Below are 26,494 nucleotides of genomic sequence, written 5' to 3' on the forward strand. Positions count from 1 at the left end.
CCAAGTTTCTACAATTTTCATTATACATATAATATAACAATTGTGAATATAGTTTTTTGTTTTTTTGTTAAAATTTTTAATAAAATGTTTATTTTTTTATTTTTTTGTAAAGGGATACGTTAACATTGCTACCATCATCTTGAAATCAGACCTTTAATTGCGTATAATTTTCAAAAAATTAATTCTAGTACATATTATAGCTTTTATAGTATAATAATTCTAGTAATATTTTGACGGAGGGGAACATTTTGAATAAAGTTTTTTTTCATACTTGTATACTAATTTTCATAGCGATAATTGCTTCTAGTATTGGCGCATTCCTCGTTTCATCGCAATTTTTGTTGAATTTTGTCAATATATCGTTTTATGTCGCACTATTTTTTATTCTTATAGGCGGTTTTTTATTCATATTTCAAAATGGATTTTTTAACGTAACAATTTACGCCTTCCAAAGAGTATTTGGTACGAACAAAAAAATTGAGTCTTTAATTGAAGAAGTAGAGGAACCTGTCGATAAGAAAGAACGTATTTATAAAACATATTCATTCAAATGGACGTATCCAATTTGCATTACCGGTATCGTTCTTGGGTTGTTCTCGACCCTCATTAGCTTTACTATTTTGATGTAGTTTGCAAACACTATCCCATATGATATAATAATCAGCAAAACATTTTGTTATAAAACTTTAGTTCTTTCATATTAAAGGAGCTTAGGTAACAATAAATACATTTATATGTATGCGATGATAAAGAAGAGTACATATTGAGGCAATTTCAGAGAGCTTGTGGCTGGTGTGAACAAGTAATTGCGCAGTATGGAATGGGCTTTTGAGCACCAAACCGAACCGAAAGTAGTAGGCTTTGGCGTTATATCCAAACGTTATTATGGATTAGAGAGATTTCACAGTAGTGAAATAATTAGGGTGGTACCGCGGTCCATTCGTCCCTATAGTTTTTGGGATGAATGGGCTTTTTTGTTTGCCTTCTCTTCCCCATCACGCATTCAAATTTAGGAGGAATTACTTATGTCAGTTATCTTTTCTGGTATTCAGCCGAGTGGAACGATTACACTTGGAAACTATTTAGGAGCTATGAAGCAATTTACAGAGCTTCAAAATGAACACGACTGTTATTTCTGTATTGTAAATCAACATGCGATTACAGTACCTCAAGATCCCGTACAACTTCGTAAAAACATTCGCAGTCTTGCTGCACTTTATGTAGCATGCGGCATCGATCCTGAAAAAGCTACTTTATTTGTACAATCAGAAGTACCAGCACACGCTCAACTAGGATGGATTATGCAATCAGTTGCTTACGTTGGAGAATTAGAGCGTATGACGCAATATAAAGATAAATCTTCTGGTAGAGATTCAGTTCCAGCTGGATTACTAACGTATCCACCATTAATGGCTGCTGATATTTTACTTTACAACACTGAAATCGTACCTGTTGGTGATGATCAAAAGCAACATATGGAATTAACACGCGATCTAGCAGAGCGTTTCAACAAACGCTTCCGTGAAGTGTTCACTGTTCCTGAAATTCGTATTCCAAAAGTAGGAGCTCGCGTTATGTCATTAACAGAACCTACGAAAAAAATGAGTAAATCTGATCCGAATCCAAAGGCAATGATCAGTATGCTTGATGAACCAAAAACAATTGAAAAGAAAATTAAAAGTGCTGTAACTGATTCTGAAGGTATCGTGAAATTTGATAAAGAAAACAAACCTGGAATCTCTAACTTATTAACAATCTACTCTTCATTCTCTGGAAAAACAGTTAAAGAAATAGAAGCAATGTATGAAGGAAAAGGATACGGAGACTTCAAAGGCGACCTAGCACAAGTAGTCGTAGAAGCAATTCGTCCAATTCAAGACAAATATAACGAACTAATCAACTCACCCGAACTAGACGAAATTCTAGACAAAGGTGCAGAAAAAGCAAACCGTGTTGCATTCAAACAACTACGCAAAGTAGAAAATGCAATGGGGTTAAGTAGAAAACGTAGGTAATGTATAAAGCGGAGGCGACTGTTTATCCCTGAAGGCTAAGGTTCTTTCCCACAGAAGGTGCTTTTTACCTTCTCGTGGGGAAGGTTCTTAGACGCGAAGGGCTAGGAGCCGGAGCTGGATTACTACCAAAAGCGGAGGCAGCTCGTTCAGAATGTTCGCTGGATCTAAGTTACAACAAATTAAAAAACCGCCAATTGGCGGTTTTTTAATTTACCTTTTGCTCGTTTTCCATTTCCCATAACTTTTCAAAAAATGGCTGTCCTTTTACGAGACGCTCGCATAATTGTTCGTGCTTCTCAGACCAGCCTGTTTTCGCTTCATCATACAGTTTAGCCCAAATATCTTCAAATTCCATATGTTGAACCATTCCGTATGCTGATGGATCCCACTCTGTGAACCAATAGCGAATTTCTGCTGTGTTTTTCGTTGTATGTAATTGATCTAACGCCATAAATAATAATTGTTTAAGCTGTCTTTCTTTACGAGTTAAGCCATTCATAATGAAAGGTGATGGTGATAAAATATGATGTTCTTTTTCCATTTCTTCTACTTGGAACTCATACTTTTCTGCTTGTACGTTTTCTACCATCTCATATACCATCTGCTCTTGGCGCGGTATAAGTCTGCTCTTTCGAATTGGTACATTGTAACCAATTGTGTCAATCGCAATAATTCCTTTTCCATCTGTAACAACAAAGCAATACTCTTGCTGCAAACGTTCATGATTTTTACGAATATATGCCTTATGATGTACGTCTTCCAACAATTTTTGCGGAAGCTCTAACAATTCGTCCTCGATGTAATGATATAATGTGGCATCTACTTTTAATAATGGCACTTGATCTAATAGCTCAATCGTATCATCTTTCCGCCATTCGTAAAAATGACAAACGTTATACCCATTCTCTTCACCTTCAAACCAATTTACCCATACATCATGTAGATATAACATTCACTACCCCTCACTTCACTACTGTTTGTATCAATCATTATGTTCAATTTTTCTTAACTTTATTCCACCTAAGGAAATATATTCTAATTATTATTTTTTCTTCTATTAATACTAAAAAAACAGGAAATAGAGCTCCTGTTTTTTATATATGAAATGTATTTGCTTTATTCAATATTTCTTTTGCATCTATAGATAATAAAGAAAGTGTATCTTCTCCTTCCAATGTTACACAATCTTTAACAATATGAAATCCAAGCGCATAGCCAAGCATCTTTGGATAAGAGTGAAATCCATTTAATAAGATGTCGTGCTCCCTTGTTCCTCGTTTTATACTTATTCTTTCATGTACAACATTTTTCCAATAATAAATAGCCTCTTCTTTTGAAAGATACATCGTCCACGGTGCATTGTTTTTTTCTGAATATCTTTCCGTTACCGCTTGCTCAGCTAGCCCTTCCATAATCATCGTATCAAGTAATGTATATTCTGTTTCTTTCGTCTCAATTTGATGTAACCTGCATATGTGATGATATTCATGCGCCAATAACACCTTTAATTCTTCCACCGAATTCCGTCCACATACGAATAAGAAAATAACGTGACGCATAGATAATCCAGCCCTACCGTTATACTCTTCTTGTACAGTTCGATTATAGGAATCTGATAATAAAATAAAGACAGGGACATCTGGACCGTTTAACCAGGTTTTCAGTTTCTCATACTCCGTACGTAACTCTTTCCAAACTTCCTTTTTCTCTAACTCTTTAACTTCTTGTTCTCCTCGTATAACTGGGCGGTACATACCTTTAGAAATTAAAAAGCGATACAACCTTTCTTTTGGCAACGGGATATACTTCGTAAACTTTTCACACAGCTTTTCTGGCCGTCCATAATATAGATGTAACCACTCAGCAGTTTCAATAATCCCCATCTTTATCCCTCCTTTTTCTTATGTATATGCAAAAGGAGAAAAAGGCGTAAAAATAAATAAGGAGTTTTTTCGTAATATGCTACGAAAAAACTCCTTATTTCATCTATTATTTATACGATTTAAATACTAATACTGCGTTATGACCACCGAATCCTAGTGAGTTACTTAATACTGCATTTACTTCTTGTTGTCTCGCTTTATTTGGTACGTAATCTAAGTCACATTCTGGATCTGGTGTTTCATAGTTAATTGTTGGAGGGATTACTCCGTCTGTAATTGATTTAATTGAGAAGATCGCTTCAACAGCACCAGCTGCTCCTAATAAGTGACCTGTCATTGATTTCGTTGAGCTAATTGCTACTTTGTACGCATGCTCACCGAACGTTTCTTTAATTGCCATCGTTTCATACTTTTCATTCGCATCCGTACTTGTACCGTGCGCATTAATGTAATCAATATCTTCTGGCTGTAGACCTGCATCTGCTAAAGCTTGACGCATTGCACGCACGCCGCCTTCACCACCAGGAGCCGGCATTGTAATATGGAATGCATCACCAGTTGCACCGTAACCAGCGATTTCCGCATAAATGTGAGCACCACGAGCTAATGCATGCTCTAATTCTTCAAGAATTAAAATACCTGAACCTTCACCCATTACGAAACCGCTACGGTTTTTATCAAATGGACGGCAAGCTGTTGCTGGATCTTCATTAAATGTTAATGCTTTCGCTGAACTAAATCCTGCAAATGCCATACTTGTTAACGGCGCTTCAGCTCCACCTGTTATCATTGCATCAGCATCACCACGCTGAATTGCTTTAAATGCATCACCAATTGAGTTTGCACCAGATGCACAAGCTGTTACAGAGCAAGTGTTAATTCCTTTTGCTCCTGTTGCGATCGATACTTGACCTGCTGCCATATCTGGAATCATCATCGGTACGAAGAATGGACTCACGCGGCGCGGACCTTTCTCAGTAAAAATCTTAAATTGTTCTTCGTATGTTTCCATACCGCCAATACCAGAACCAATCCATACACCAATTCGAGGTCCGTTTTCTTCTGTAATTTCAAGCTTTGCATCTGCAACTGCCATTTTCGCTGCTGCTACTGCATATTGTGTAAAGCGATCCATACGGCGCGCTTCTTTTTTATCAATATATTTCTCGACTTCAAAGTCGTTAATTTCTGCTGCTACTTTTGCTGGAAATAGTTCCGGATCAATTCTTGTAAGTCGTCCGATTCCAGATACACCCTTTTTAATGTTTTCCCACGCTGTTTCAACATCTGTTCCGATCGGTGTAACAGCTCCTAGTCCTGTAATTACGACCCTCTTTTTCTCCATACAAAATACACTCCTTTTTTTCTCTCAGTCCTTATTTACCCCAACGAAGAGCAACTGCTCCCCATGTTAATCCGCCACCGAAACCAACAAGTATAATTAAATCACCATCTTGAATACGTCCATTTTGCAATTCCTCTACCATTGCAATTGGAATTGAAGAAGCTGATGTATTACCAAACTTTTCAATTGTCATACTCATTTTTTCTTGTGGTAAATTTAATCTCTCTCTTGCAGATTCCATAATACGAATATTCGCTTGATGTGGTACTAAAAAATCCACATCCTCTTTCGTAAGTCCCGCTTTTTCTAACACGCGAAGACAGGAATCACCAAGTTGGCGAACAGCAAATTTAAAGACTTCTCTGCCGTTCATCATAACATACTCGTCTTGATAAAGATGCTTACCGCCACTTCCGTCTGCTCCTAATTCGAAAGATAGAACGCCTCTTCCTTCTGAAACAGCCCCCATTACGATAGCACCGGCTCCATCTCCAAATAGTACTGCTGTATTTCGATCATTCCAGTCTACAATTTTAGATAGTTTATCACTACCAACTACTAATACATTTTTATAAGTTCCCGTTTGAATAAATTGCTGCGCTGTAATCATTCCGTACATAAAACCAGCACACGCTGCACTTAAATCCATTGCGGCTGCGTGTTTTGCGCCAATGGCCTCTTGAATGACACAAGCTACTGCTGGGAATGCCCGATCTGGTGTTACTGTTGCCACTAAAATCAGATCGATATCCTCTCCGCTAATCCCGGCATCTTCAAGTGCTTTTTTAGAAGCCTCTACCGCCATATATGAAGTATCTATTGTATCATCGGCAATGCGTCTTTCTGCAATTCCCGTTCTCGTACGAATCCATTCATCAGATGTATCTACGATTTTCTCTAAATCGTGATTTGTGACTACTTTTTCTGGCACATATCTTCCGATTCCTAAAATGCCCACGTTCACATCGCAGCCCTCCGTTTTATATCAATTATTATGACTTGGTACTAATTTTAAAACATAAATGTATTTTTGTCTAGAATATATTTCAGCTCAAACATAAATCCAGCATTATTCACTTTATTGTTTATTAAAAGAAACAGAAACATACCTTTCCTGTTTCTTTTGAAATATAAAAAGGCCCGAACCGCTTCTATCCGCGGTTCGAGCCTCTCTTCCCTTCCAAAAAAGAAGGTTTTATTCTTTATCTGCTTTCCCAAGCTCATATGCTTCGTTCATAACTTTCATCAATAACTCTAATACTGGTTGTGCTTTCTCCATATCAAGCGCAATTCCATTATCATCTAAAATGGCCTTTGCTTCTGGTAAATGCTTCATTGCGATTTGTAAAAATTGCATGCTTTTCTCATTCATATTATGTTCTTCCTCTCCATTAAAACTTTCACATACATAGTGTAACACGCTCGCTATCCTTCGTATAACTCTTTATATTTTTTCATATGTGCCAATTGTTTATTTAAACCGTATTCTAACGGAGTATTTCTTTTTATCGAAATAACCTCGACAGTATCATCTCTTTCTTCCTCGCTCTTTTTATGCACTTTATCCGCTGCACGTAAAAGGTTCATACCTTTTTTCCATAATGACTTTTTACCACTAAGTAAATTGTATATGCCGAGATGCTCCTCGTTCATTCCATTTTCCCATAAGTATTCACATACATCTTCCACGTACAATAGATCACTTCCATTTTCCTCACTCGCATAATAGCACTCTTTCTCATCCAGTTCTGATAAAATGAGCTGATGATACATCATAAAAGATGGTTGCCATGGCCCATATAATGTAGGAACTCGAAATACACTATATGGTGCCTCTCCTTTTTTCAATCCTTCTTCCACTTTCGAAAATAAACGTTTACTTTCAGATTCATCTGCGTTTCCTACTTCAATAGAAGAAATTAGATTTAACTTTACTTTCTGTTCTGCACACAGTCTTATAATCCGCTTTAAATACTGTAATATAACTCTTTCATTCCGAAAGCCACTTTGTTGATTTGGCTCATACAAGCAAAAGTAAACCGTATCGAACTTCTCTCCTTCTACTGATCTCCATCCATCTTCATCTCTTATCGAATAATACGTAAATAACGCATTTCGTCCAATCAACAATAACTTCTCTTCATTAATTTTTGTCATGTTCTCGAATTCATCAAAATCAAGACCGTACACTTCTACTTCTTCTGCAATCATTTTATTCACAAGGTGATAACCTACAAACGTAAGTGCACCAATAATTAGCACGCGCTCCATACCACCAACCCTTTCTCCTTGAAACAAATAGCTCCTCATTTATGTATATGGGAGCTTCACAATTCTTCTTCATATTTTTTAAAGAAATCAGTCGTTTGCCTAACCATTTTATATTTCACATCTTGCAGATGGAATAAGACAGAAGTATCGCATTGATTGAATTGCCTCATTTTCTCATATTTACGTAACAACTGTTTTCTTCCTCTTTTTTCTTGTGTTGATACGAAAACTTTAACAGGTACACAAGACGGAAGAAGCGTAAATGATTTCTTATTTATTTTAGATTCTAATTCTTCTTCTTTGGAATCATACGCCAAACTTAACTCCTTCACTAATCTTTTGTAAAAAAACTTATGCTCTTTTTCAAACTCCACATATTCTGGTAAATCTAAACACGGATTTAACATAATGACAGAGCGTATACATTCAGGGTATTTGTTCATCATTTCAAGTGCTACAAGTGCACCCATACCATCTGCCATAATGTGCATTTTCGCATTTAATGTCTCTTTTCTCAAAACAACGTCATATAAGCGTTTTGCTAGACGAATAGATTGGTCGTTTCCCCAATGTCTTCCATATAAATTAGAGGAAAAGACCGTATAGCCTTCCGCAATAAGGCCATGTAAAAAATAAGACCTTCCTGCATGCTGTGTCCATAAACTTGTACCATTCTCAATAAAGTAGTTGTAATCACCGAGAAGCATAACAGAAAACCCATTTGGCTTCTCCGGTAAATAAATGACACATGGTTCTTTTTCTAAATAAAAAAAACGTTCCGTAATACTCATTTTTCCCCCGCCTTATTTTCTAAACGTATAAAAGTACTCTTCTATAATGTATGAACGGAATGCAAATTTGCGTTGAAAAATCTACAAATATTTTTCTATATTCTTTTTTCAATTGTGTTACAATAAGGACAGATTGAACGAATAGAGGTGTAAAATATGCGTTTCATTTGGGCATTAATTTGGTCGTTCGCGCTTGTACATATGATGAGCTACGTAATCGGCTCTATGACTGGCGGTACATACGATTTTAACCAAGCGTCTATTTTCTCAGTTGTTCTTGCGGTATTAGTACTAGCAATTTCAGCTACAATTCCAAACGAGCCAGTAGAACAACACTAAAAAAAGAGTCCGGATTTTATCCGAACTCTTTTTTATTTTACTTTACATGAACGACTAATTCGTTATTTTCTACATCAACAACTACGTGACTGTTATCAGTAATCGTTCCTGCAATTAATTCTCGTGCTAATTTCGTCTCAACTTGACGCTGTACATATCGTTTTAATGGACGAGCTCCGTACATCGGATCAAAGCCAGCTTCTACAACAAACTCTCTCGCTGCGTCTGTTAATTCTACCGTAATATGACGGTCAGCTAAACGACCTTGTAATTCTTTTACAATTTTATCAACAATACCTTTAATTTCATTCGTTGTAAGAGGTTTGAATAAAATAATTTCATCGACACGGTTTAAAAACTCTGGTCGGAAATGTCCTCTTAATTGCCCCATTACAAGTTCTCTTGATTCCTCTTTAATGGAGCCATCTGCTTCTAATCCATCTAACAAATGAGCAGATCCTATATTTGAAGTCATAATAATAACCGTGTTTTTAAAGTCTACTGTACGTCCTTGAGAATCTGTAATGCGTCCATCATCTAACATTTGTAATAAAATGTTGAATACTTCTGGATGTGCTTTTTCGATTTCATCTAACAAAATAACTGAATACGGTTTACGTCTTACCGCTTCTGTTAATTGACCGCCCTCTTCATATCCAACATATCCAGGAGGCGCACCAATTAAGCGTGACACAGCGTGTTTCTCCATATACTCAGACATGTCGATACGAATCATTTGCTCTTCACTGTCAAATAACGTTTGTGCTAATGTTTTTGCAAGCTCAGTTTTACCAACACCTGTCGGTCCTAAGAAAATAAATGAACCAATTGGACGATTCGGATCTTTAATACCAGCGCGCGCACGAAGAACTGCGTCTGATACAAGGCTTACCGCTTCTTCTTGACCGATAACACGCTCTGATAAAATTTGCTCTAAGCGTAGTAATTTCTCGCGTTCCCCTTCAACGAGTTTTGCGACAGGAATACCAGTCCATCGTGAAACAATATCCGCAATCTCTTCTTCACTTACTTCCTCACGTAATAAACGATTTTCCTGTTTATTATGTGCGCCCATTTCTTCTACTTCTTTTAATTCTTTTTCGATAGCTGGAATTTTCCCGTGACGAAGTTCTGCTGCTTTATTTAAATCGTAATTTCCTTCTGCTTCTTCTAACTCACGGCGCAGACGCTCCAAATGTTCACGTAAGTCACGCACTTTATGAATGTCTTCTTTTTCTTTCTCCCATTTCGCTCTCATACCACTTGCAACTTCTTTTAAATCCGATAATTCACGTTGCAACGTTTTCAGGCGTTCTTGGCTACCAAAGTCCTTCTCTTTTCCAAGAGCCGCTTCTTCAATTTCTAGCTGCATAATACGACGCGTTACTTCATCTAATTCTGTTGGCATAGAATCAATTTCTGTTCGAATCGTTGCGCACGCTTCGTCAACAAGATCGATCGCTTTATCTGGTAAGAAACGATCCGAAATATATCGATCTGATAAAACGGATGCTGCTACAATCGCGCGGTCATGAATATTTACACCGTGATAAATTTCAAAACGCTCTTTTAAACCACGTAAAATCGAAATTGTATCTTCAACAGTTGGTTCTTCTGCTAATACTTGTTGGAAACGTCTTTCTAGCGCTGGATCTTTCTCAATATATTTACGATACTCATCTAACGTTGTCGCCCCGATACAATGCAGTTCACCACGCGCAAGCATCGGTTTTAACATATTTCCTGCGTCCATCGCACCTTCTGTTTTACCAGCGCCGACGATTGTGTGAAGTTCATCAATGAATAATAAAATGCGTCCTTCGCTCTTTTTAATCTCATTTAATACAGCTTGCAGACGCTCTTCAAACTCACCACGGAATTTCGCTCCAGCTACAAGCGCACTCATATCTAATGCGAAGATTGTTCTATCTTTTAATCCTTCTGGTACATCCTTCTTCACAATACGCTGTGCTAATCCTTCAACGATTGCTGTTTTACCAACACCGGGTTCACCAATTAAAACCGGGTTGTTTTTCGTTTTACGTGAAAGAATGCGGATTACACGTCGAATCTCACTATCTCGACCGATAACAGGATCAATTTTCCCTGCTCTCACTTCCGCCACTAAATCACGACCATATTTTTCTAACGCTTCATAAGTTGCTTCTGGATTTTGACTAGTCACTCTTTGATTCCCCCGAACTGTCATTAAAGACTGTAATAAGTTATCTTTCGTAATATGAAATCTTGTAAGTAATTGATTTATATCGCCTTTTTCTTCAGAAAAAGCAAGCAGTACATGTTCAACTGAAATGTAGTCATCCTGCAATTTCTCTGCTTCTTTTCCTGCTCTTACAAGTAGTTGTTGCAGAGCACCTGTTATATATAATTTCCCTGCTTCTGCACCGCTTCCCGTTACAGAAGGTTTTTTCTTAATTAAACTTTCAGCGCCTTGCTTTAACGCTTCTATATCGACATTCATTTTTTGAAAAATACGTACTGCTAACCCATCTTGCTCTTCTAATAATGTAAACAAGAGATGAACAGTATCTACTTCTTGATGATGATGAGATACCGCTAAAGATTGAGCACTCATAATCGCCTCTTGTGTTTTTGTTGTCATTTGATTTAAGTCCATCTTTACAGTCCTCCAAATGTTTGACTTTCTTTGACCTTTGATTTGATTATACGCCAACTGACTTTTTTATACAATAATTTTGCTTATGTATTTTCAAACTTATTATTGGAAAAAGAAAAAAGGAACATTCATTATACAGTTGAAAAATATACGGTAAATGAAATTATAATTTGTAACGACAAAAAAGCCGCAATAATGATTGCGGCTTCTGTTACGGTTTTCTTTTATATGTCCACTGACGGTTATGATTCGCGTTATCTGGAAACTTTTCACCAGCAGTTAATTTCACCATTTGCGGATCTTTTACCATACTTCCTGTTTCACCAATTTCTACGTAAATACCATCGTTTGGCGCTTTTTGTCCAGAACGAAACCTGCGATTTTGTCCCATTTCCATTCTCCTTCCATGACGTCTTTGCCTCATTAGTATATCCATTTTAAAAGAAAGCTTTTCTGTCATGTTTAGGAAACAAGTACTACATTTCGTTCTTGTACATATACATGAATGACACAAGCTTAGGAAGGGATTTCTTTCCTATTTGTAGAAAAAAAGAAACCAACCTACTATAGGCCAGCTTCAAAGGAGAGTCAAACATATACGAGAAGATTACATGTTCATTATAAGCCTCATCATACGAGCAATGTAACCCTTTTCACAATTTGTACATAATGAAAGAAACATTGTTTGAACTTTCTAAAAAGATGTTGACTTTCCCTAATTTCCAGCGAGAAATAGTAGACACCGTAGCACTTTGCGACGTAAGATGGATATATAGTGAACTTTCCATCTTTGGTGTTCTCACCCAGTTTAACCTCTTATTTCTGCATATTAAAAACGGAAATACAGATAGAAACAAAAAAATTATTATAAGAGGTGAAATTATGAATAAACAGCATTTAATCGCATTAGACTTAGACGGCACTTTATTGACAGACAACAAAATAATTTCCACTCGAACGAAACATACAATTGCAAAAGCAAAGGAACAAGGACATATTGTCGTTATTTCAACAGGGCGTCCATTCCGTGCTAGTTTTGATTACTATAAAGAACTTGGTCTGAATACACCAATCGTAAACTTTAACGGCGCTTACGTACATCATCCTCTTGATTCAAAGTGGGGAACACATCACTCTCCCCTTGAGCTAGCAACAGCCCAAGAAATTGTCCGAGCTTGCTTTGATTTTGGCGTGAAAAATATATACGCTGAAGTAATGGATGATGTGTATGTTCGTGAAATTGATGAAGATAAAAAACATATTTTCGAATTCGGTTCTCCAAAGATTTTTACAGGAGACTTATTAAATACTTTAAACGATCATCCAACTTGCTTATTAATTGACGCACATGATGAGCATTCTAGTGCAATTCGTCAACATTTAACTGATATGCACGCTGAAGTAATCGACCATAGAAAATGGGGCGCACCTTGGCCAATTATTGAAATTGTGAAAAGCGGGTTAAATAAAGCTGTCGGATTACAAAAAATTTCTAGTCATTACAACATTCCACAAGAACGAATTATCGCTTTCGGTGATGAAGATAACGATTTTGAAATGATTGAATTTGCTGGTCATGGCATCGCAATGGGTAATGCAATTCCTGAATTAAAATCACTCGCAAATCATACGACATTAACGAATGAAGAAGATGGTATTGCGCTATATTTAGAAGAGGTTCTTGGATTATAATCTAAAAATTCCCTGCTTATAGTTTCTCGCCAAACGCTCATACTATTATTAGACGCAAAAGTCAGCGCGTCGATTGTTTTCAGCTAAATAAAGGGGGTTTTTCGAATGGGTAAAAAGAACAAATCAAAACGTTTTATCCAACAAGGAGCCGATGCTGTTATGAAGCATGATGCAAGATTCCCGTACAGAGGTACATTAGCTGAGGCAGAAAAAGCGAGAAGTAACTCTTCTTTTGGAGGGGTTTAAATGGGGAACTTACTATTCCAACAAGCTAGAGATGCCGTTGCAAATGCCGTATCTTGTTCAAGCGGTACTGAGCAACAAGATCTCGTATATAGGGCAAAAAATGCTTTGCACTCTGCTTATGCAAACTCTTCAACAGCTGAAAAAGTTCAGCTACGCGAAATGCAAGAGCAGTTGCAAAACATTACGAATTTACATTAAAAAAGAGGACCAGCTTTGGTCCTCTTTAATCTTTTCGAAATAATCCAAACACCCCGACCGTTTGCAGTACGTTTGTAAATGCACCTGGGTCCACTTGTTTAATAACCCTCTCTAATTCATACAGTTCATAACGAGTAATAACAATCATTAACATTTCCTTATTTTCATTTGTATAAGCACCTGTTGCTGGGATAGTTGTAATCCCCCTCACTAAGCGTGAATGAATCGCCTTTCGTACATCTGTCCCATTCTTCGTAACGATTAATGCTGTAATCTTCACATGCCGCGTATGAATCGCATCGATAATTCGAGTTGAAACATACAAAGTCACCAAAGTATATAATGCTTTTTCCCATCCATACACATAGCCAGCGGCGATAATGATCAGTGCATTAAAGAAGAAAAAGTACGTACCGACAGGCTTGTCTTTAATCTTTGATAAAATCATGGCGATAATATCTAAACCACCTGTAGAAGCCCCCCACTTCAACGCAATTCCTACTCCAATCGCTGAAATAATCCCGCCAAAAATCGCATTCAATATGATATCGTTCGAAACCGCCCTAACCGGGATAATTTCTAGAAACAAAGTCATAAATATAACGCAAAGAAAACTAAAGAAAGTAAAGGCCTTTCCAACCTTTTTCCACGCTAAAATAACGACGGGAATATTAAACAAACTAAACAACACCCCCGTTGATATGTGAATAGATAAAAAGTCACCTAATATTTGTGATAACAATTGAGATAATCCCGCAAAGCCACTCGCGTACACTTTCGCTGGCGTTAAAAATAAATTCATTCCAATCGCGTTTAACAAACCAGCGACGATTACAACGATTAACTTCTTTATAAGTTCGGTATAATTCAACTTCAAATCCATTTCTAATCCACCTTTATTATTCATGAATGCACTGCTATACATAGTCTTTACGAAAAAGGAAATGATAAACGTACAACGTTTAGAAATGGAGTTGATACATATGCCACATACGAGTGATAACGACAAAAAGGCACGCGATAATAACGCAAAGCGTACGCAAAAAAATGAGCAAGAACAAAAAAATATTCAGCAAGGGAAACGTGCCTATTCTAAAAAGACCGATCACCTTTGATTCCATCGTACATCAACAGTATTGTTGATGTACTTTTTTTTACATTTCACAGGAAAAAACATTAAAAATTCACTTCATGTTCACTTCTATATTCTACAATAGCGATAACATATTCGGATGAGGTGTTGGCATGAGAGGGAAACACATTTTCATTATTACTGCACTAATAAGTATATTAATGCTAGCTGCTTGCGGACAAAAAAATAGCTCAGCTACAGTCGCTACGGCAACAGACTCAACCATTACGAAGAGCGACTTCGAAAAACAGTTGAAAGATCGTTACGGAAAAGACATGCTATACGAAATGATGGCACAAGACGTTATCACGAAAAAATATAAAGTATCTGACGATGATGTAGATAAAGAAGTACAAAAAGCGAAAAATCAATACGGAGATCAATTCACAGCAGTACTAGAAAACAATCGTTTAAAAGATGAAGCTGATTTCAAAAATCAAATTAAGTTCAAACTTGCTATGAATGAAGCGATTAAGAAAAGTGTTACAGAAAAAGACGTGAAAGATCACTATAAACCAGAAATTAAAGCGAGTCACATTTTAGTAAGTGACGAAAATGAAGCGAAAGAAATAAAGAAAAAATTAGATGCTGGTGCTTCATTTGAAGAACTAGCAAAACAAGAATCGCAAGATCTACTATCAAAAGAAAAAGACGGAGACCTTGGATACTTCAATTCAGGCAGAATGGCGCCTGAATTTGAAACAGCGGCCTATAAACTAAAAGTCGGACAAATTAGCAATCCCGTTAAATCAACAAACGGTTATCATATTATTAAATTAACTGATAAAAAAGAGTTAAAGCCCTATGATGAAGTGAAAGACTCTATTCGTAAAAACTTAGAAGAAGAACGTATTGCCGATCCTACATTTAGTCACAAATTACTACAAAAAGAATTAAAAAAGGCAAATATTAAAATAAATGATAGTGACTTGAAAGATACGTTTACTCTTGCGCATGAGCAAGAGAATTAAAAAAGCACCGCCTTATTTTTACAGCAAAATAAGGCGGTGCTTTTTATTTAATTTACTTCTTAAAATACGTCCAACCTTCTTCTTGATAAATCTTTTCTTCTTTCATCAACTTACCAAGCGCGCGCTTAAATGCAGCTTTACTCATGTTGAAGCGTTCTTTAATGTCTTCTGGGTGGCTCTTATCCCAAAACGGCATTGCTCCGCCTCGTTCTTCCATATATGCATAAATTACAGCAGCATCATCTTCCATTCCTTCTTCTTTACGAGGAAGAAGTGAAATGTTAATTGTACCGTCATCTTTCACGTCAATAATACGGCCCGTTACACGTTCACCGATGCGGACTTGTTCTTTTCTTTCAGTATGGTGTAAGAAAGCACGGAAATGCTCATCAGTTAGTATGAATGAACCAACTTGAAGTGAACGATACACACGTCCATTTACGTTTTTATTACGCATAGATGGTGTCGCATCTACGATAATCTCTTGCATATCACTGTCTCTTGCCGGAAGAGCGATAAGTCGATCACGATTCGTTAATTTTAACGTGCAATATAATTCGTCTCCAACTTCAGGCCATACTGGCATATAAATTGGGAACTCGTCAGCTGGGATTAGTATATCTTTTGATACACCAATATCAACAAACACACCTAAACTAGGGATAACTTCTACAACTTTTACCCAGTTCCAATCAAAAGTTGTAATAAGTGGCTCCTTCATTGTTGCTGAAACACGATTTTGATGATCAAGGTATAAGAATACATCAATCGTATCGCCTTCTTCAATTTCCCCAACTAATTCGTTTTTATGTAGGAAAATTTCTTCTTCTTCATTCCCAACCATATATCCGATTTCCGTTTCGCGTAAAACAGTTACCTGTTCAATCGCTCCTAATTGTAAATACATATTTTTTAATTCCCTTCTATATATATAAAATTAACTTTTTATATTTTTATCATTCCAAACAAAAGTTAATTATAACACGATTTTTCCTTTATTTGTCCAACTGCCCAAAATTCACTATAATAAAATGAGGTTACATAAATATAAGTATGAAAACACTTAAGTCCAGACTCGTTTTCAGCTATACTTTAGTATGTACAGTACATAAAAAGATTAGAAATTTATTTGGAGGTGCTAACTATGGCAAAAGAGAGTTCTTTTGACATCGTTTCGAAAGTAGAATTACCTGAAGTAACAAACGCAATTAACATCGCATTAAAGGAAATCCAAAACCGATATGACTTTAAAGGAAGTAAAAGTGATATTAAATTAGAAAAAGAAGTACTAGTTTTAACTTCTGACGATGAGTTCAAATTAGACCAAGTAAAAGACGTTCTAATTGCTAAACTTGTAAAACGTAACGTTCCAATTAAAAACTTGGATTACGGAAAAGTTGAAGCAGCGACTGGTAACACTGTTCGCCAACGCGCAACACTTCAACAAGGTATCGATAAAGATAACGCGAAAAAAATTAACAACATCATTAAAGAAATGAAATTAAAAGTAAAAACACAAGTACAAGATGACCAAGTACGTGTTACAGCGAAAAGCCGTGATGACTTACAAGCAGTTATCGCAGCAGTTCGCAGCGCTGACTTACCGATTGACGTACAATTTATTAACTACCGCTAAAAAGAAAAACTCCTCTAATTAGAGGAGTTTTTCTTTTTGTCATATAGGAACAATATGACAAGGACAAGAGGGTATTTACGGTGAAAATTACTGAGCGAACAGAGTCTATTCATACGAATACCTTACAGGTGACCGCGTAGTTAGACTAGGTCTCATTGTAGAATTTTTTTATACATGGAATTGAGCATGCCCTTTTAAAAATAAGGAAAAGACTTCTTAGGACGTTTCCCTTCAACTTGAATCACTTTCCTTATCAATTGAATCCCAAACCAAAGTCACCACAACTACCTCCATAAACCAAAATCTCTCTCCCTAATCAAGCGTAACAATTTATGAGTATAAGAATATTTTCCACCCTTCAATGTAATGTAAAATTAATAAGGGATCTTATTTTGTGAAAAAAAGTTAATTATAAAAGAGTTAGAAGTGGTTATTTGAAGAAATTAATAATATGTTTTTTATTGGCTATATTCTCTCTAAATATTAAAGGATGTTCTAATAATATGACTACACTAAAGGATAAATCTAATTGCATTCACAAAGCTTGGTACAAAAAACCTATGTTATGTAATAATTTAAAGAAGCACTAAATAGTTGATGATAAAGGTCATAAAAAAACACTTTAAGTTGCCTTCCTCTTACTTGAACCATCTTAATTGTAATATGGAAGGAAAAGAAGTATAAGGTGTTAATAAGGATGCAGATTTCAAAATAAAAAGTACGTTAAGTAAACTTTCATTCAAAAATTCATATTAAGTAATAATATTTTAGAATCAAGTTTATAAAAAATATTAAGAGGTTTATAAGTGTAAAACCTACGGGAACTTTTCCTGTGGGTTTTATTGTACTATAAGTATTTATTTAGCAATTATGTTTTTCGAAATATTCTTCTTTAATTATTTGTAATTTTTTTTCGTTTTTTGTTAATTCAAATATAAATAACGCTTTTTTCATGTTATTAGCAACTTTTTCTTTATTAGATTGTTTAAGCTTTAATAAATTCGAACCTTTTTCATAGTATAGTTCACCCAATAAGTATAAAGTATTTAGATTAATAGCTAATTTGATACCCTTATCAATGTATTTTTTTGCTTCTTCGTATTGATATGTGTAACTTAAACATTTTGCTAAATTATAAATGATTTTTAATTTAATTTCTTTATCTCTAGGAAAATCTAGCTTATTAAAATTATTTAAACATCTTTTTAATATATTAATACTCTCTTTATATTCTTTATTTTCTGCATGAAATATAGCCATTGTCTGCATAATATCTATTTCTCTCTCTGTTAAAAAATCAATATTCGTTACAGTTATTTTTAATGCATTATTTAAAAGAGTTAAAGCCGTTTTTATTGAGTTATTCACACGATATATAGCAATTGCTTCATGCCATATTAGAAATTGTTTATCTTCTTTTATTCGAAAATTATTTAAGTTTTTTTCTTTTGTTACTATTTCATAAAGCTCTTTATATTGATGTTGTCTTATGCAATCCTTCATTACGCATTTTACATTTTCTATATATTTAAATTTTTTGTTTTGAGTTAGTGCAAATATATTATTTGGATCAATACCAAGTCTTTCTGATAATTGATATAACAATATGCTAGATGGATAAATCACACCTTTTTCGATCTTGCTAATTTGACTTTGTGAACATATTCCATGACATAATTCGGATTGTGATATATTTTTTTTCATTCTAAGTTCTTTAATGGTAATACCCAAATCGTAAAATTCCATTTTTCCTCCTCAAATATAGCTCTCAATGAGTATCAGAATATTTTTCACCCTTTAATGTAATGTAAAATTAGTATAGTTGCAATTGTTGTTTGTTCTATAGGTCTTTTCACTTCTTTGCTCAGCTGCATTTCAAGGCGATAGCACTCCACACAAAAACAGGCTAGGGAGAAAGTTTTCTCCCTAGCCTGGGAATACCTCTCATTAGAGGCCTTTTCATACTCCTTAAAAGCAACGCCTTACCTTAAACTGAAGACGAGCTACTAAAGAACAACGCGACTCATTTCCGTCTCTTTTTAACCGCAAGTGAACTACCCACCACTTAATACCTCTTACGAGCTTACCCCGAGTGGGGGCTTCTCGGTTCATCGCTACTTTTGATAGCTAACGAATTTGTCCTAGGACAGCCGAGCTAACTCCCTTGTTCCAAAGGTTATTTTGTTACTATTTATGCCAACACTAATAAGCGAATGGCTTCCTTTTTGATATTGATCGCTGCATTATAATCACGGCCAATTGTGAGTCCACACAAACACGCATACATGCGTTCACATAATGGCATTTCTTTTTTATTTCCACAATTACTACACATCTTTGTAGAAGGAAACCATTTATCTATTTTTACAAGCTGTTTCCCTTGTTCTTGTAGCTTATATGCTAAAAATGTCGTGAACATCCTCCAACCGTTGTCCGCTACACTCTTACCAAATCTAAATGCTCGTGACATTCCTTTCATATGTAAGTCTTCGATTGCTACAACGTCAAAACTCGTAGCTAATTCCTTAGACTTATGATGAAGAAAATTTTTACGTTGATTGGCGACCTTTTCATGCAATTTCGCTACATGAATGCGTTGTTTCTTCCAGCGCTCTGAACCTTTCACACGTCTTGCTAATACTCGTTGTGTCTTCGCTAATTTCTCTAACCTCTGACGATAAAAGCGAGGATAATTGGCTTTCTCATCTTCGCTACTCACATACAATTCAGCCATTGCGAAGTCTAATCCAACTACACTTTGTACTTCTTTTTGTACAATCTCTTTTTCATATTCAGTCAAGATGGACACATAGTATTTACCAGTAGGTGTCATCGAAATCGTACACGATTTGATGATATGTTTTGGCGGGATTTCTCTATGTTGCTTCAGTTTCACCATTTTCAACTTTGGTAATTTGATATAACCATGAAATAACATAATATTTCCGTTTACTCGATTCGTTGTATAGGATTTTCTACTCTTTTTACTTTTGAATGTAGGAAAATCACTTTGACCACTAAAAAAATTCTTATACGCAGTTTGCAAGTTTAATTGCGCGTTGGCCAATGCCAATGAATCAACTTCTTTCAACCATTCATATTCTGTCTTATATTTTGCAGGAGTAGGGATTTTTTTCTTTAATTCTTCCTTGTCCTCTTTATATTTTTCATATACTTCTATTCGTTCAGCCAGCATTTTGTTATACACAAAACGTACACACCCGAATGTTTTTCGTATGAGATGTGCTTGTTCTTCTGTTGGGTACAGACGAAATTTATACGCCTTATTCTGCTTTGGCATATCCATTCACCTCATTTTCCATAAGCTATGACGGTGATCACACAACCTGAACACTACAAGATTATTATCTACTTTCATTGTTATACCAAAATTCCCCTCTTATAAGACTGATTATATCAGAGGCAAAATAAATAGGAAAACCAAATGTTTGGCTACGCCAAACCGAAATTCATCTCCCACCTGCCGCTAGACTATCGTCTTTCACGCGCCTGAGGAAGGAGACTTCTTTCGGATATATGTTAAAAACGCAATAAACAATACGTTCACACCGACGATTAAAGAGATAAATAACCAATTCACACCTGTTTCTCCATTAACTTTATACACATTTGATTCTTCGCGCTTTAGAACGAGATAAAACTTTCCTTTTTCTTCTCTTATAATTTCATCTTCTAACAATCCTTTTAACTCTTGTTTTTCACCAATCACACTTACAGGTAAAGCAACTTTTTGTGTTTCTTTCGTATTATTAATCGCTACTACTGTCACTTCATCTTTATACTTTCGTTTTAGTACACTCATTCCATCTTTATCATACAAAAGCTCAAACGTACCGCGTCGTAAAGACGGTCTCGTTTGTCTCAGTTCACCGAGTTTCGTTATGTGTTGCATAAATTTCTCATCTGATTTGAAATCCATTAATCGTCTATTATCCGGTGTATCTCCTCCATCTAATGCAATTTCAGTCCCGTAATAAAAATTCGGAATGCCTGGTGCTGTTAATAAATATGTAAGAGCTAGTTTCAAACGAGATGGCGGATAATTCATATTCTCTTTTGCAATACGGGCAAACCTTTTTGTATCTTGATTATCTAAAAATGTAACGGATTCCCCTTCTTTTTTACTCACATCATATAAAGGTTTCACCGATACATCCACTTTAGAAAAAGATTCTACTATTTTTTCGTTATATTCACTATCTTCCTCTGTCATAATACGAAAATCTTTCTTTATCGCTTGCATATCTTTTTGCACGTCATCCCAGAAAGAACGCGACATTTTTTCACTATGCATCACATAGCTTCCATCTAAATCAACTTCTTTGATCCACCATTTCATCGCGTCAATGACTTGTTGTTCGTTTTCTCCAAGCGGAAATTGAAGTACAACTTTTATTCCTTTTGCGTGCGCTTCTTGTACAAATTCTTTCACATCATTTTCTGTTCCAAAATGTTCATTTACCTTTTGAAAATTGTGCACGTCTAACCCATCGTACTTTCCACTTTCAAAAAGTGGAGAAAGCATAACAGCGGTAAAGCCCATTTCTTTTATGTAATCCAGTCTTTTTATAGTCCCTCTTATATCTCCGCCCTGATATCCTTCTAAATTACCAACTTCTAACTGCTTGTCATTTTTCGGTTCTCCATTATTAAAGCGATCAATCATAATGGAATATATAACTTCGTCTCTCCACTCTCTTTTTCCGTCTGCAAACGTATGTATTGGTACAAATAAGACGACAGCTAAACAAAAACAAATGAATAGTTTCCTAGTCCGTATTTTTCCCACACGCATCCCCCATGTTTTTTAATTATAAGAATATTATACCAATTTTCCGAACAAATCGCATATGTTGATTTCTTTCTCCTCAAAATACTTCATGTTAGATTTTCTAACATGAAGTATAAATTTTCTGAATTTTTAGTTGATTTTTCATTTCATTTCGAATATGATATGAAACATAACAAGTTGATGTTATTATTTCTAACATTACAGGAGGAGAGAGAATGAATATGGGAGATACGGTTTTTATGTTTGTAACGACAGTAATGGTCATGTTAATGACACCAGGATTGGCACTTTTTTACGGGGGCATGGTTCGCAGTAAAAACGTACTCAGTACGACAATGCATAGCTATAGCGCAATGGCTATCGTTTCGATTCAGTGGATTGTGATCGGCTATTCTTTATCATTCGGACCAGACTGGCACGGACTTATCGGTACACTCGATTGGTTCGGTTTAAACGGCGTTACCTACGCACCAAATCCAGACTACTCATCTACTATTCCTCACAATTTATTTATGATGTTCCAACTCATGTTCGCTATTTTAACTCCCGCTTTAATTTCAGGTGCATTCGCCGAAAGAATGCGATTTTCTGCTTTCCTTATTTTCATCCTTCTATGGACAACAATCGTTTACAATCCTGTCGCTCATTGGGTATGGGGCGTTGGTGGATGGCTAAGAGAACTTGGCGCGTTAGACTTCGCTGGTGGTAACGTCGTTCATATTACATCTGGCGTGGCCGGCCTTGTATTAGCCATTTTTCTTGGAAAACGAAAAAATATAAACGGTACTTCTCCTCACCATTTACCATTCACAATGTTAGGCGCAGGCTTACTATGGTTCGGCTGGTTCGGTTTTAACGTCGGAAGTGCATTATCTTTAAACGACGTAGCTTTAACTGCATTTATTAATACAAATATAGCCGCTGCTGCCTCTGCATTAACTTGGATGCTTTCAGAATGGTTCTTCCAATCAAAACCGACTGCGATGGGAGCTGCTTGTGGTGTAGTTTCCGGTCTAGTCGCTATTACACCAGCTTGCGGGTTCGTTACACCTTTCTCCGCTCTTCTTATCGGAGCAATTGGCGGCGTATTATGCTTCGGCGCAGTCTTCTTCTTAAAAATGAAATGCGGATACGACGATACACTTGATGCATTCGGATGCCACGGTATCGGCGGAACTTGGGGCGGTATTGCAACAGGACTATTTGCAACTACTGCTGTAAACAGTGATGGCGCGAACGGATTATTTTACGGAAACGCCGCTTTACTGTTCAAACAACTGGTAGCAATCGGCGCAACATATGCATTCACGATCATCATGACGTATGCCATTATTAAAATAATTAACTTCTTCCTCCCTGTTCGGGTAGATGAACACGAAGAACATATGGGACTTGATATTTCGATGCACGGAGAGAAAGCTTACGAGTACACTGAGCGGGTGAACTAAAAAAGAGATGCAGTCTATTAGTAGTAGATTGCATCTCTTTTTATTGTACTTGTCAGCGTTAGATACCCCACCTAGTATTCCAGTGAATATATCGACGATTTTTTAAATATATCGATTTACCAATAAATTCCTACATGACGAAACTGAAGAATACTCCGGTATAACTTACGAATCACCATACTTACTTTTATTCAAACTTAATATAATAAGAAACGCAATCGCTATTACAGCTAAAAAGCGAACTGGATTAAACAGTATTCCTACCGTTTCATTAAAACGATGATAAATAAAAGGAATCACCTCAAGTACCATTAGCCCCATCGCAATTTGAAACGTCTCAGCCATCGCTTTATTTTTTATAAACGCAGCGCGCTCATCACCTTGTTTCCCAATCGCTATAAACATTTTTATAATAGCAAACACTACAAATAAAAAGACGACCGCTTAACAGTCGTCTTTTCCTATTTATTTCGGAGCATTTCCCACATATTGCGTAATATCAACATTTAAAGATTGTGCTAAACGCATTCCGTAATCGTGATCTGCACGGAAGAAGTTACAAATAGCTAGTAATTTCGTGCGCTCATTTACGTCTTTTAAGTCATTTGTTAAGTTTGCAATTAAATTGTCTTGCTCTTCTTTAGAGAATGAACGATAACGCTCACCTGCTTGTTTGAAATCATTTGGTTTATCAATTTTTTCACGAGATACATAACCTTCTACTTTCATAGTTGAATCGCGGTAAGTCGGGTCTTCAACTGGATTTTCAGTATGACGGCTCGGTTCGTAGTTAATTGTAGATGGATTTTGATTTATTTGCATCGCACCATCACGTTGTTGGTTATGAACAGCTGCGTACGGGCAGTTTACAGGAATTTGTAAGTAGTTCGCACCAAGACGGTAACGCTGTGTATCTGGATAAGAGAATAAACGACCTTGTAATAATTTATCTTCAGATGGTTCAATACCATTTACAGTTGCACTTGGAGAAAATGCCACTTGTTCTACTTCTGCGAAGAAGTTTTTCGGGTTACGATTTAACGTCATCGTCCCTACTTCCATTAATGGGAAGCGATCTTCTGGCCATACTTTCGTCGGATCTAATGGATCGAAATCTAAAGAATCCGTTTCCTCTAGTTGCATCACTTGTACGTGTAAATCCCACTTCGGATAGTTTCCTTTTTCGATTGCATCGAACAAGTCACGAGTTGCATGGTTGAAGTCTTTTCCTTGTACTTCTTGCACTTCTTTTGCACTTAAGTTACGTACACTTTGCTGTGGTTTCCAGTGATATTTAATATAGACGATTTTACCTTCTGCATTAATCCATTTAAATGAATGGACACCGAAACCTTCCATTTCGCGATAGCTTGCTGGTGTACCGTAATCAGAAAATACCCACGTCATCATATGTGTAGATTCCGGACTTAACGTCATGAAGTCCCAGTAACGATCTGGTGTTTGAACATTTGTATCAGGTGCTGGTTTTAAAGAATGCACCATATCAGGGAATTTAATTGCATCACGAATGAAAAAGACCGGTAGATGGTTCCCTACGATATCGTAATTTCCTTCCTCTGTATAAAATTTAACAGCGAACCCGCGTGGATCACGAGCTGTTTCCGGAGAACCTTGACCATGAATAACCGTTGAGAAACGAACAAATACAGGCGTTTCAGTTCCTTCATTTTGTAAAAATGCTGCTTTCGTATATTGCTTCATGCTGTTTTTCGTTACGAATACACCGTGAGCACCTGCACCACGTGCATGCACAACACGCTCTGGAATACGTTCACGATCAAAGTGAGCCAGTTTTTCTACTAAATGATAGTCTTCTAATAATACCGGTCCACGGCGACCTGCTGTACGAGAATTTTGGTTGTCTCCAACTGGAGCACCTTGGTTTGTTGTTAAGCGATTATTTGGATTCATCTAGGGGGATCCTCCTCTTTCTTTCATAGTAATTATTATTTATTTAAAATTATTATAAACTAATTATTATTCAAAACTAAATTCTTGTCAACTATTTCCTTCATTTTTTTGGAAACAACTTCAGCTAAACAATCGATAAATACAGGTTGTGAATTTGGCATATTTGGTCTAAAATATGCCAAATTCAACTCATCAGTTACAACTTTACATTCGTAATCATTGTCATATAAAACTTCTAAATGCGCTGCGACAAAGCCAACTGGGCAATATATGAAAGATTCATATCCATGCTCTTCATATAAATCTCTCGTTAAATCTTGCACATCTGGACCAATCCATGGATCAGGCGTATTTCCGGCACTTTGCCAACCCGTTGTATAGTTTTGAATATTGGCAGCCCCCGCAATTAAATCTGCTGTATGCTGCAATTGCTTCACATAAGGGTCCCCTGCTGAAATAATTTTCTCTGGCAAACTATGTGCTGAAAAAATTACGACTGCTTTCTCTTTATCTTCAATCTTTGTAAATGTTTCTTTTATTTGATCTGCCCAATAGGAAATAAATTTCGGTTCATCGTACCATTGTTCAATTGGTTCAATAACAGGGCCACCGATTTCTTTTGAAAGACGAATAGCACGGTCATTATACGCTTTAATGCTAAATGTAGAATAATGCGGCGCTAATACGATACTAATCGCTTGCTCAATTCCATCTTCTTTCATCTCTTCTACTGCATCTTCTATAAATGGAGCGATATGTTTTAAGCCTACATAACAAGTAAATTCATACTCTGTAAACATATTATTCATTGCATCTGTTAATTTATGCGCTTGCTCTTTCGTAATTTTTGCAAGTGGTGAAATTCCGCCAATCGCTTTATAGCGCCCGATTAAGTCTTGGAGCGCTTCTTCTGAAGGTTTACGCCCGTGGCGAATATGTGTGTAGTATGCTTCTACATCATCTAATGATTCTGGCGTTCCATACGCCATTACGAGTAAACCTATTTTTTTCTTTGTCATCTATATAACACCTCAATTTTATAAATGAGAATCTTTTTCAAGAACATTCGTTTCCAATTATAACAACTAATAATAAGTACGTCAAAATAATTATTCTAAATAAGTATTCTTTCTAATATGATTTT

Annotated in this window: 28 protein-coding genes and 1 other annotated feature; of the genes, 11 read left to right on the top strand and 17 right to left on the bottom strand. The window is 36.2% G+C overall.

The window, feature by feature from the left end; translation table 11 throughout:
* The first annotated feature begins 248 nt into the window (after positions 1–248).
* The 3 genes from DN393_RS05155 to DN393_RS31885 all read left to right on the top strand — a co-directional run bounded on the left by DN393_RS05155 (position 249) and on the right by DN393_RS31885 (position 2,224).
* Positions 249–629, top strand: coding sequence for a DUF3899 domain-containing protein (locus DN393_RS05155; RefSeq protein WP_001044992.1), 381 nt, complete (start codon positions 249–251; stop codon positions 627–629).
* Positions 630–734: 105 nt separating this feature from the next.
* Positions 735–951: a binding site (T-box leader), on the top strand.
* Positions 952–1,025: 74 nt separating this feature from the next.
* Positions 1,026–2,015, top strand: a complete 990-nt coding sequence (gene trpS, locus DN393_RS05160; protein ID WP_098850104.1) for a tryptophan--tRNA ligase — start codon at positions 1,026–1,028, stop codon at positions 2,013–2,015.
* 74 nt (positions 2,016–2,089) lie between these two features.
* Entirely contained in the window at positions 2,090–2,224 is a 135-nt protein-coding gene (locus DN393_RS31885) for a hypothetical protein (protein WP_255295184.1), read from the top strand.
* Here DN393_RS31885 and DN393_RS05165 read toward each other — a convergent pair.
* The 7 genes from DN393_RS05165 to DN393_RS05195 form a co-directional block, all read right to left on the bottom strand.
* Positions 2,221–2,967, bottom strand: coding sequence for a YjbA family protein (locus DN393_RS05165; protein ID WP_000966116.1), 747 nt, complete (start codon positions 2,965–2,967; stop codon positions 2,221–2,223). The genes DN393_RS31885 and DN393_RS05165 overlap by 4 nt on opposite strands.
* A gap of 142 nt (positions 2,968–3,109) precedes the next feature.
* Positions 3,110–3,898, bottom strand: a complete 789-nt coding sequence (locus DN393_RS05170) for a DUF2268 domain-containing putative Zn-dependent protease (protein WP_064476818.1) — start codon at positions 3,896–3,898, stop codon at positions 3,110–3,112.
* Between the two features lie 106 nt (positions 3,899–4,004).
* Entirely contained in the window at positions 4,005–5,243 is a 1,239-nt protein-coding gene (gene fabF, locus DN393_RS05175) for a beta-ketoacyl-ACP synthase II (RefSeq protein WP_000412643.1), read from the bottom strand.
* A 31-nt stretch (positions 5,244–5,274) separates the two neighbouring features.
* Positions 5,275–6,207, bottom strand: coding sequence for a beta-ketoacyl-ACP synthase III (gene fabH, locus DN393_RS05180; RefSeq protein WP_001100551.1), 933 nt, complete (start codon positions 6,205–6,207; stop codon positions 5,275–5,277).
* A gap of 231 nt (positions 6,208–6,438) precedes the next feature.
* Positions 6,439–6,615 (bottom strand): ComZ family protein, encoded by a 177-nt coding sequence (locus tag DN393_RS05185; RefSeq protein WP_001986215.1) that lies wholly within the window; start codon positions 6,613–6,615, stop codon positions 6,439–6,441.
* Between the two features lie 53 nt (positions 6,616–6,668).
* Complete coding sequence (locus DN393_RS05190; protein ID WP_141556093.1) at positions 6,669–7,541, bottom strand: NAD-dependent epimerase/dehydratase family protein; 873 nt, start codon at positions 7,539–7,541, stop codon at positions 6,669–6,671.
* Positions 7,542–7,570: 29 nt separating this feature from the next.
* The gene (locus DN393_RS05195; RefSeq protein ID WP_064476820.1) at positions 7,571–8,305 is read right to left on the bottom strand and encodes a lipase family protein; all 735 of its coding nucleotides are present in this window, start codon (positions 8,303–8,305) and stop codon (positions 7,571–7,573) included.
* 156 nt (positions 8,306–8,461) lie between these two features.
* On the opposite strand from DN393_RS05195, the gene DN393_RS05200 reads away from it, so the two are divergent.
* Positions 8,462–8,644 (top strand): YjzD family protein, encoded by a 183-nt coding sequence (locus DN393_RS05200; RefSeq protein WP_001211113.1) that lies wholly within the window; start codon positions 8,462–8,464, stop codon positions 8,642–8,644.
* Between the two features lie 37 nt (positions 8,645–8,681).
* Here the strand turns inward: DN393_RS05200 and clpB are convergent, their stop codons facing one another.
* Positions 8,682–11,282, bottom strand: coding sequence for an ATP-dependent chaperone ClpB (gene clpB / locus DN393_RS05205; protein WP_098103609.1), 2,601 nt, complete (start codon positions 11,280–11,282; stop codon positions 8,682–8,684).
* A 211-nt stretch (positions 11,283–11,493) separates the two neighbouring features.
* Complete coding sequence (locus DN393_RS05210; RefSeq protein WP_000531420.1) at positions 11,494–11,673, bottom strand: YjzC family protein; 180 nt, start codon at positions 11,671–11,673, stop codon at positions 11,494–11,496.
* Between the two features lie 491 nt (positions 11,674–12,164).
* Here DN393_RS05210 and DN393_RS05215 point away from each other — a divergent pair, with 491 nt between their 5' ends.
* From DN393_RS05215 to DN393_RS05225, 3 genes are all read left to right on the top strand, one after another.
* Positions 12,165–12,974 (top strand): Cof-type HAD-IIB family hydrolase, encoded by an 810-nt coding sequence (locus tag DN393_RS05215; RefSeq protein ID WP_071721617.1) that lies wholly within the window; start codon positions 12,165–12,167, stop codon positions 12,972–12,974.
* Between the two features lie 105 nt (positions 12,975–13,079).
* Complete coding sequence (locus DN393_RS05220) at positions 13,080–13,220, top strand: hypothetical protein (RefSeq protein WP_000516816.1); 141 nt, start codon at positions 13,080–13,082, stop codon at positions 13,218–13,220.
* Positions 13,221–13,418, top strand: a complete 198-nt coding sequence (locus DN393_RS05225) for a DUF3813 domain-containing protein (protein WP_000527398.1) — start codon at positions 13,221–13,223, stop codon at positions 13,416–13,418.
* A gap of 25 nt (positions 13,419–13,443) precedes the next feature.
* Here DN393_RS05225 and DN393_RS05230 read toward each other — a convergent pair whose 3' ends face one another.
* Positions 13,444–14,301, bottom strand: coding sequence for a YitT family protein (locus DN393_RS05230; RefSeq protein WP_064476823.1), 858 nt, complete (start codon positions 14,299–14,301; stop codon positions 13,444–13,446).
* Between the two features lie 100 nt (positions 14,302–14,401).
* Here DN393_RS05230 and DN393_RS05235 point away from each other — a divergent pair, with 100 nt between their 5' ends.
* Complete coding sequence (locus DN393_RS05235) at positions 14,402–14,533, top strand: DUF3941 domain-containing protein (protein ID WP_001120851.1); 132 nt, start codon at positions 14,402–14,404, stop codon at positions 14,531–14,533.
* A 130-nt stretch (positions 14,534–14,663) separates the two neighbouring features.
* Entirely contained in the window at positions 14,664–15,521 is an 858-nt protein-coding gene (prsA, locus tag DN393_RS05240; RefSeq protein ID WP_064476824.1) for a peptidylprolyl isomerase PrsA, read from the top strand.
* A 52-nt stretch (positions 15,522–15,573) separates the two neighbouring features.
* On the opposite strand, the gene DN393_RS05245 is transcribed toward prsA, so the two are convergent.
* Positions 15,574–16,428, bottom strand: a complete 855-nt coding sequence (locus DN393_RS05245; RefSeq protein ID WP_064476825.1) for a CvfB family protein — start codon at positions 16,426–16,428, stop codon at positions 15,574–15,576.
* 237 nt (positions 16,429–16,665) lie between these two features.
* Here DN393_RS05245 and DN393_RS05250 point away from each other — a divergent pair, with 237 nt between their 5' ends.
* The gene (locus tag DN393_RS05250; RefSeq protein ID WP_061678717.1) at positions 16,666–17,157 is read left to right on the top strand and encodes a YajQ family cyclic di-GMP-binding protein; all 492 of its coding nucleotides are present in this window, start codon (positions 16,666–16,668) and stop codon (positions 17,155–17,157) included.
* An 861-nt stretch (positions 17,158–18,018) separates the two neighbouring features.
* Here DN393_RS05250 and DN393_RS05260 read toward each other — a convergent pair.
* The 3 genes from DN393_RS05260 to DN393_RS05270 all read right to left on the bottom strand — a co-directional run bounded on the left by DN393_RS05260 (position 18,019) and on the right by DN393_RS05270 (position 21,973).
* Complete coding sequence (locus tag DN393_RS05260) at positions 18,019–18,903, bottom strand: helix-turn-helix domain-containing protein (RefSeq protein WP_088048320.1); 885 nt, start codon at positions 18,901–18,903, stop codon at positions 18,019–18,021.
* A 445-nt stretch (positions 18,904–19,348) separates the two neighbouring features.
* On the bottom strand, positions 19,349–20,458 hold the full coding sequence (locus DN393_RS05265) for an RNA-guided endonuclease TnpB family protein (protein ID WP_149173339.1): 1,110 nt from the start codon (positions 20,456–20,458) through the stop codon (positions 19,349–19,351).
* Positions 20,459–20,659: 201 nt separating this feature from the next.
* Entirely contained in the window at positions 20,660–21,973 is a 1,314-nt protein-coding gene (locus DN393_RS05270) for an alpha-amylase family glycosyl hydrolase (protein WP_149173340.1), read from the bottom strand.
* A gap of 212 nt (positions 21,974–22,185) precedes the next feature.
* Between DN393_RS05270 and DN393_RS05275 the strand changes: the two genes are divergently transcribed.
* Positions 22,186–23,418 carry an ammonium transporter gene (locus DN393_RS05275; protein WP_064476828.1) on the top strand — a complete coding sequence of 411 codons (1,233 nt, stop codon included), beginning with the start codon at positions 22,186–22,188 and terminating at the stop codon, positions 23,416–23,418.
* A gap of 165 nt (positions 23,419–23,583) precedes the next feature.
* Here DN393_RS05275 and DN393_RS05280 read toward each other — a convergent pair whose 3' ends face one another.
* Genes DN393_RS05280 through hemH form a run of 3 tightly spaced genes read right to left on the bottom strand, consistent with a single transcriptional unit; the run spans position 23,584 to position 26,369 of the window.
* Positions 23,584–23,823, bottom strand: a complete 240-nt coding sequence (locus tag DN393_RS05280; RefSeq protein WP_240368429.1) for a hypothetical protein — start codon at positions 23,821–23,823, stop codon at positions 23,584–23,586.
* A gap of 60 nt (positions 23,824–23,883) precedes the next feature.
* Positions 23,884–25,350 carry a catalase KatB gene (gene katB / locus DN393_RS05285; protein ID WP_064476830.1) on the bottom strand — a complete coding sequence of 489 codons (1,467 nt, stop codon included), beginning with the start codon at positions 25,348–25,350 and terminating at the stop codon, positions 23,884–23,886.
* Between the two features lie 59 nt (positions 25,351–25,409).
* Positions 25,410–26,369: a ferrochelatase gene (hemH, locus tag DN393_RS05290; RefSeq protein WP_064476831.1), complete on the bottom strand. Its 960-nt coding sequence runs from the start codon at positions 26,367–26,369 to the stop codon at positions 25,410–25,412.
* Between the last annotated feature and the right edge of the window lie 125 nt (positions 26,370–26,494).

Source organism: Bacillus sp. BPN334 (assembly GCF_008368885.1).
GTDB lineage: Bacteria > Bacillota > Bacilli > Bacillales > Bacillaceae_G > Bacillus_A > Bacillus_A wiedmannii.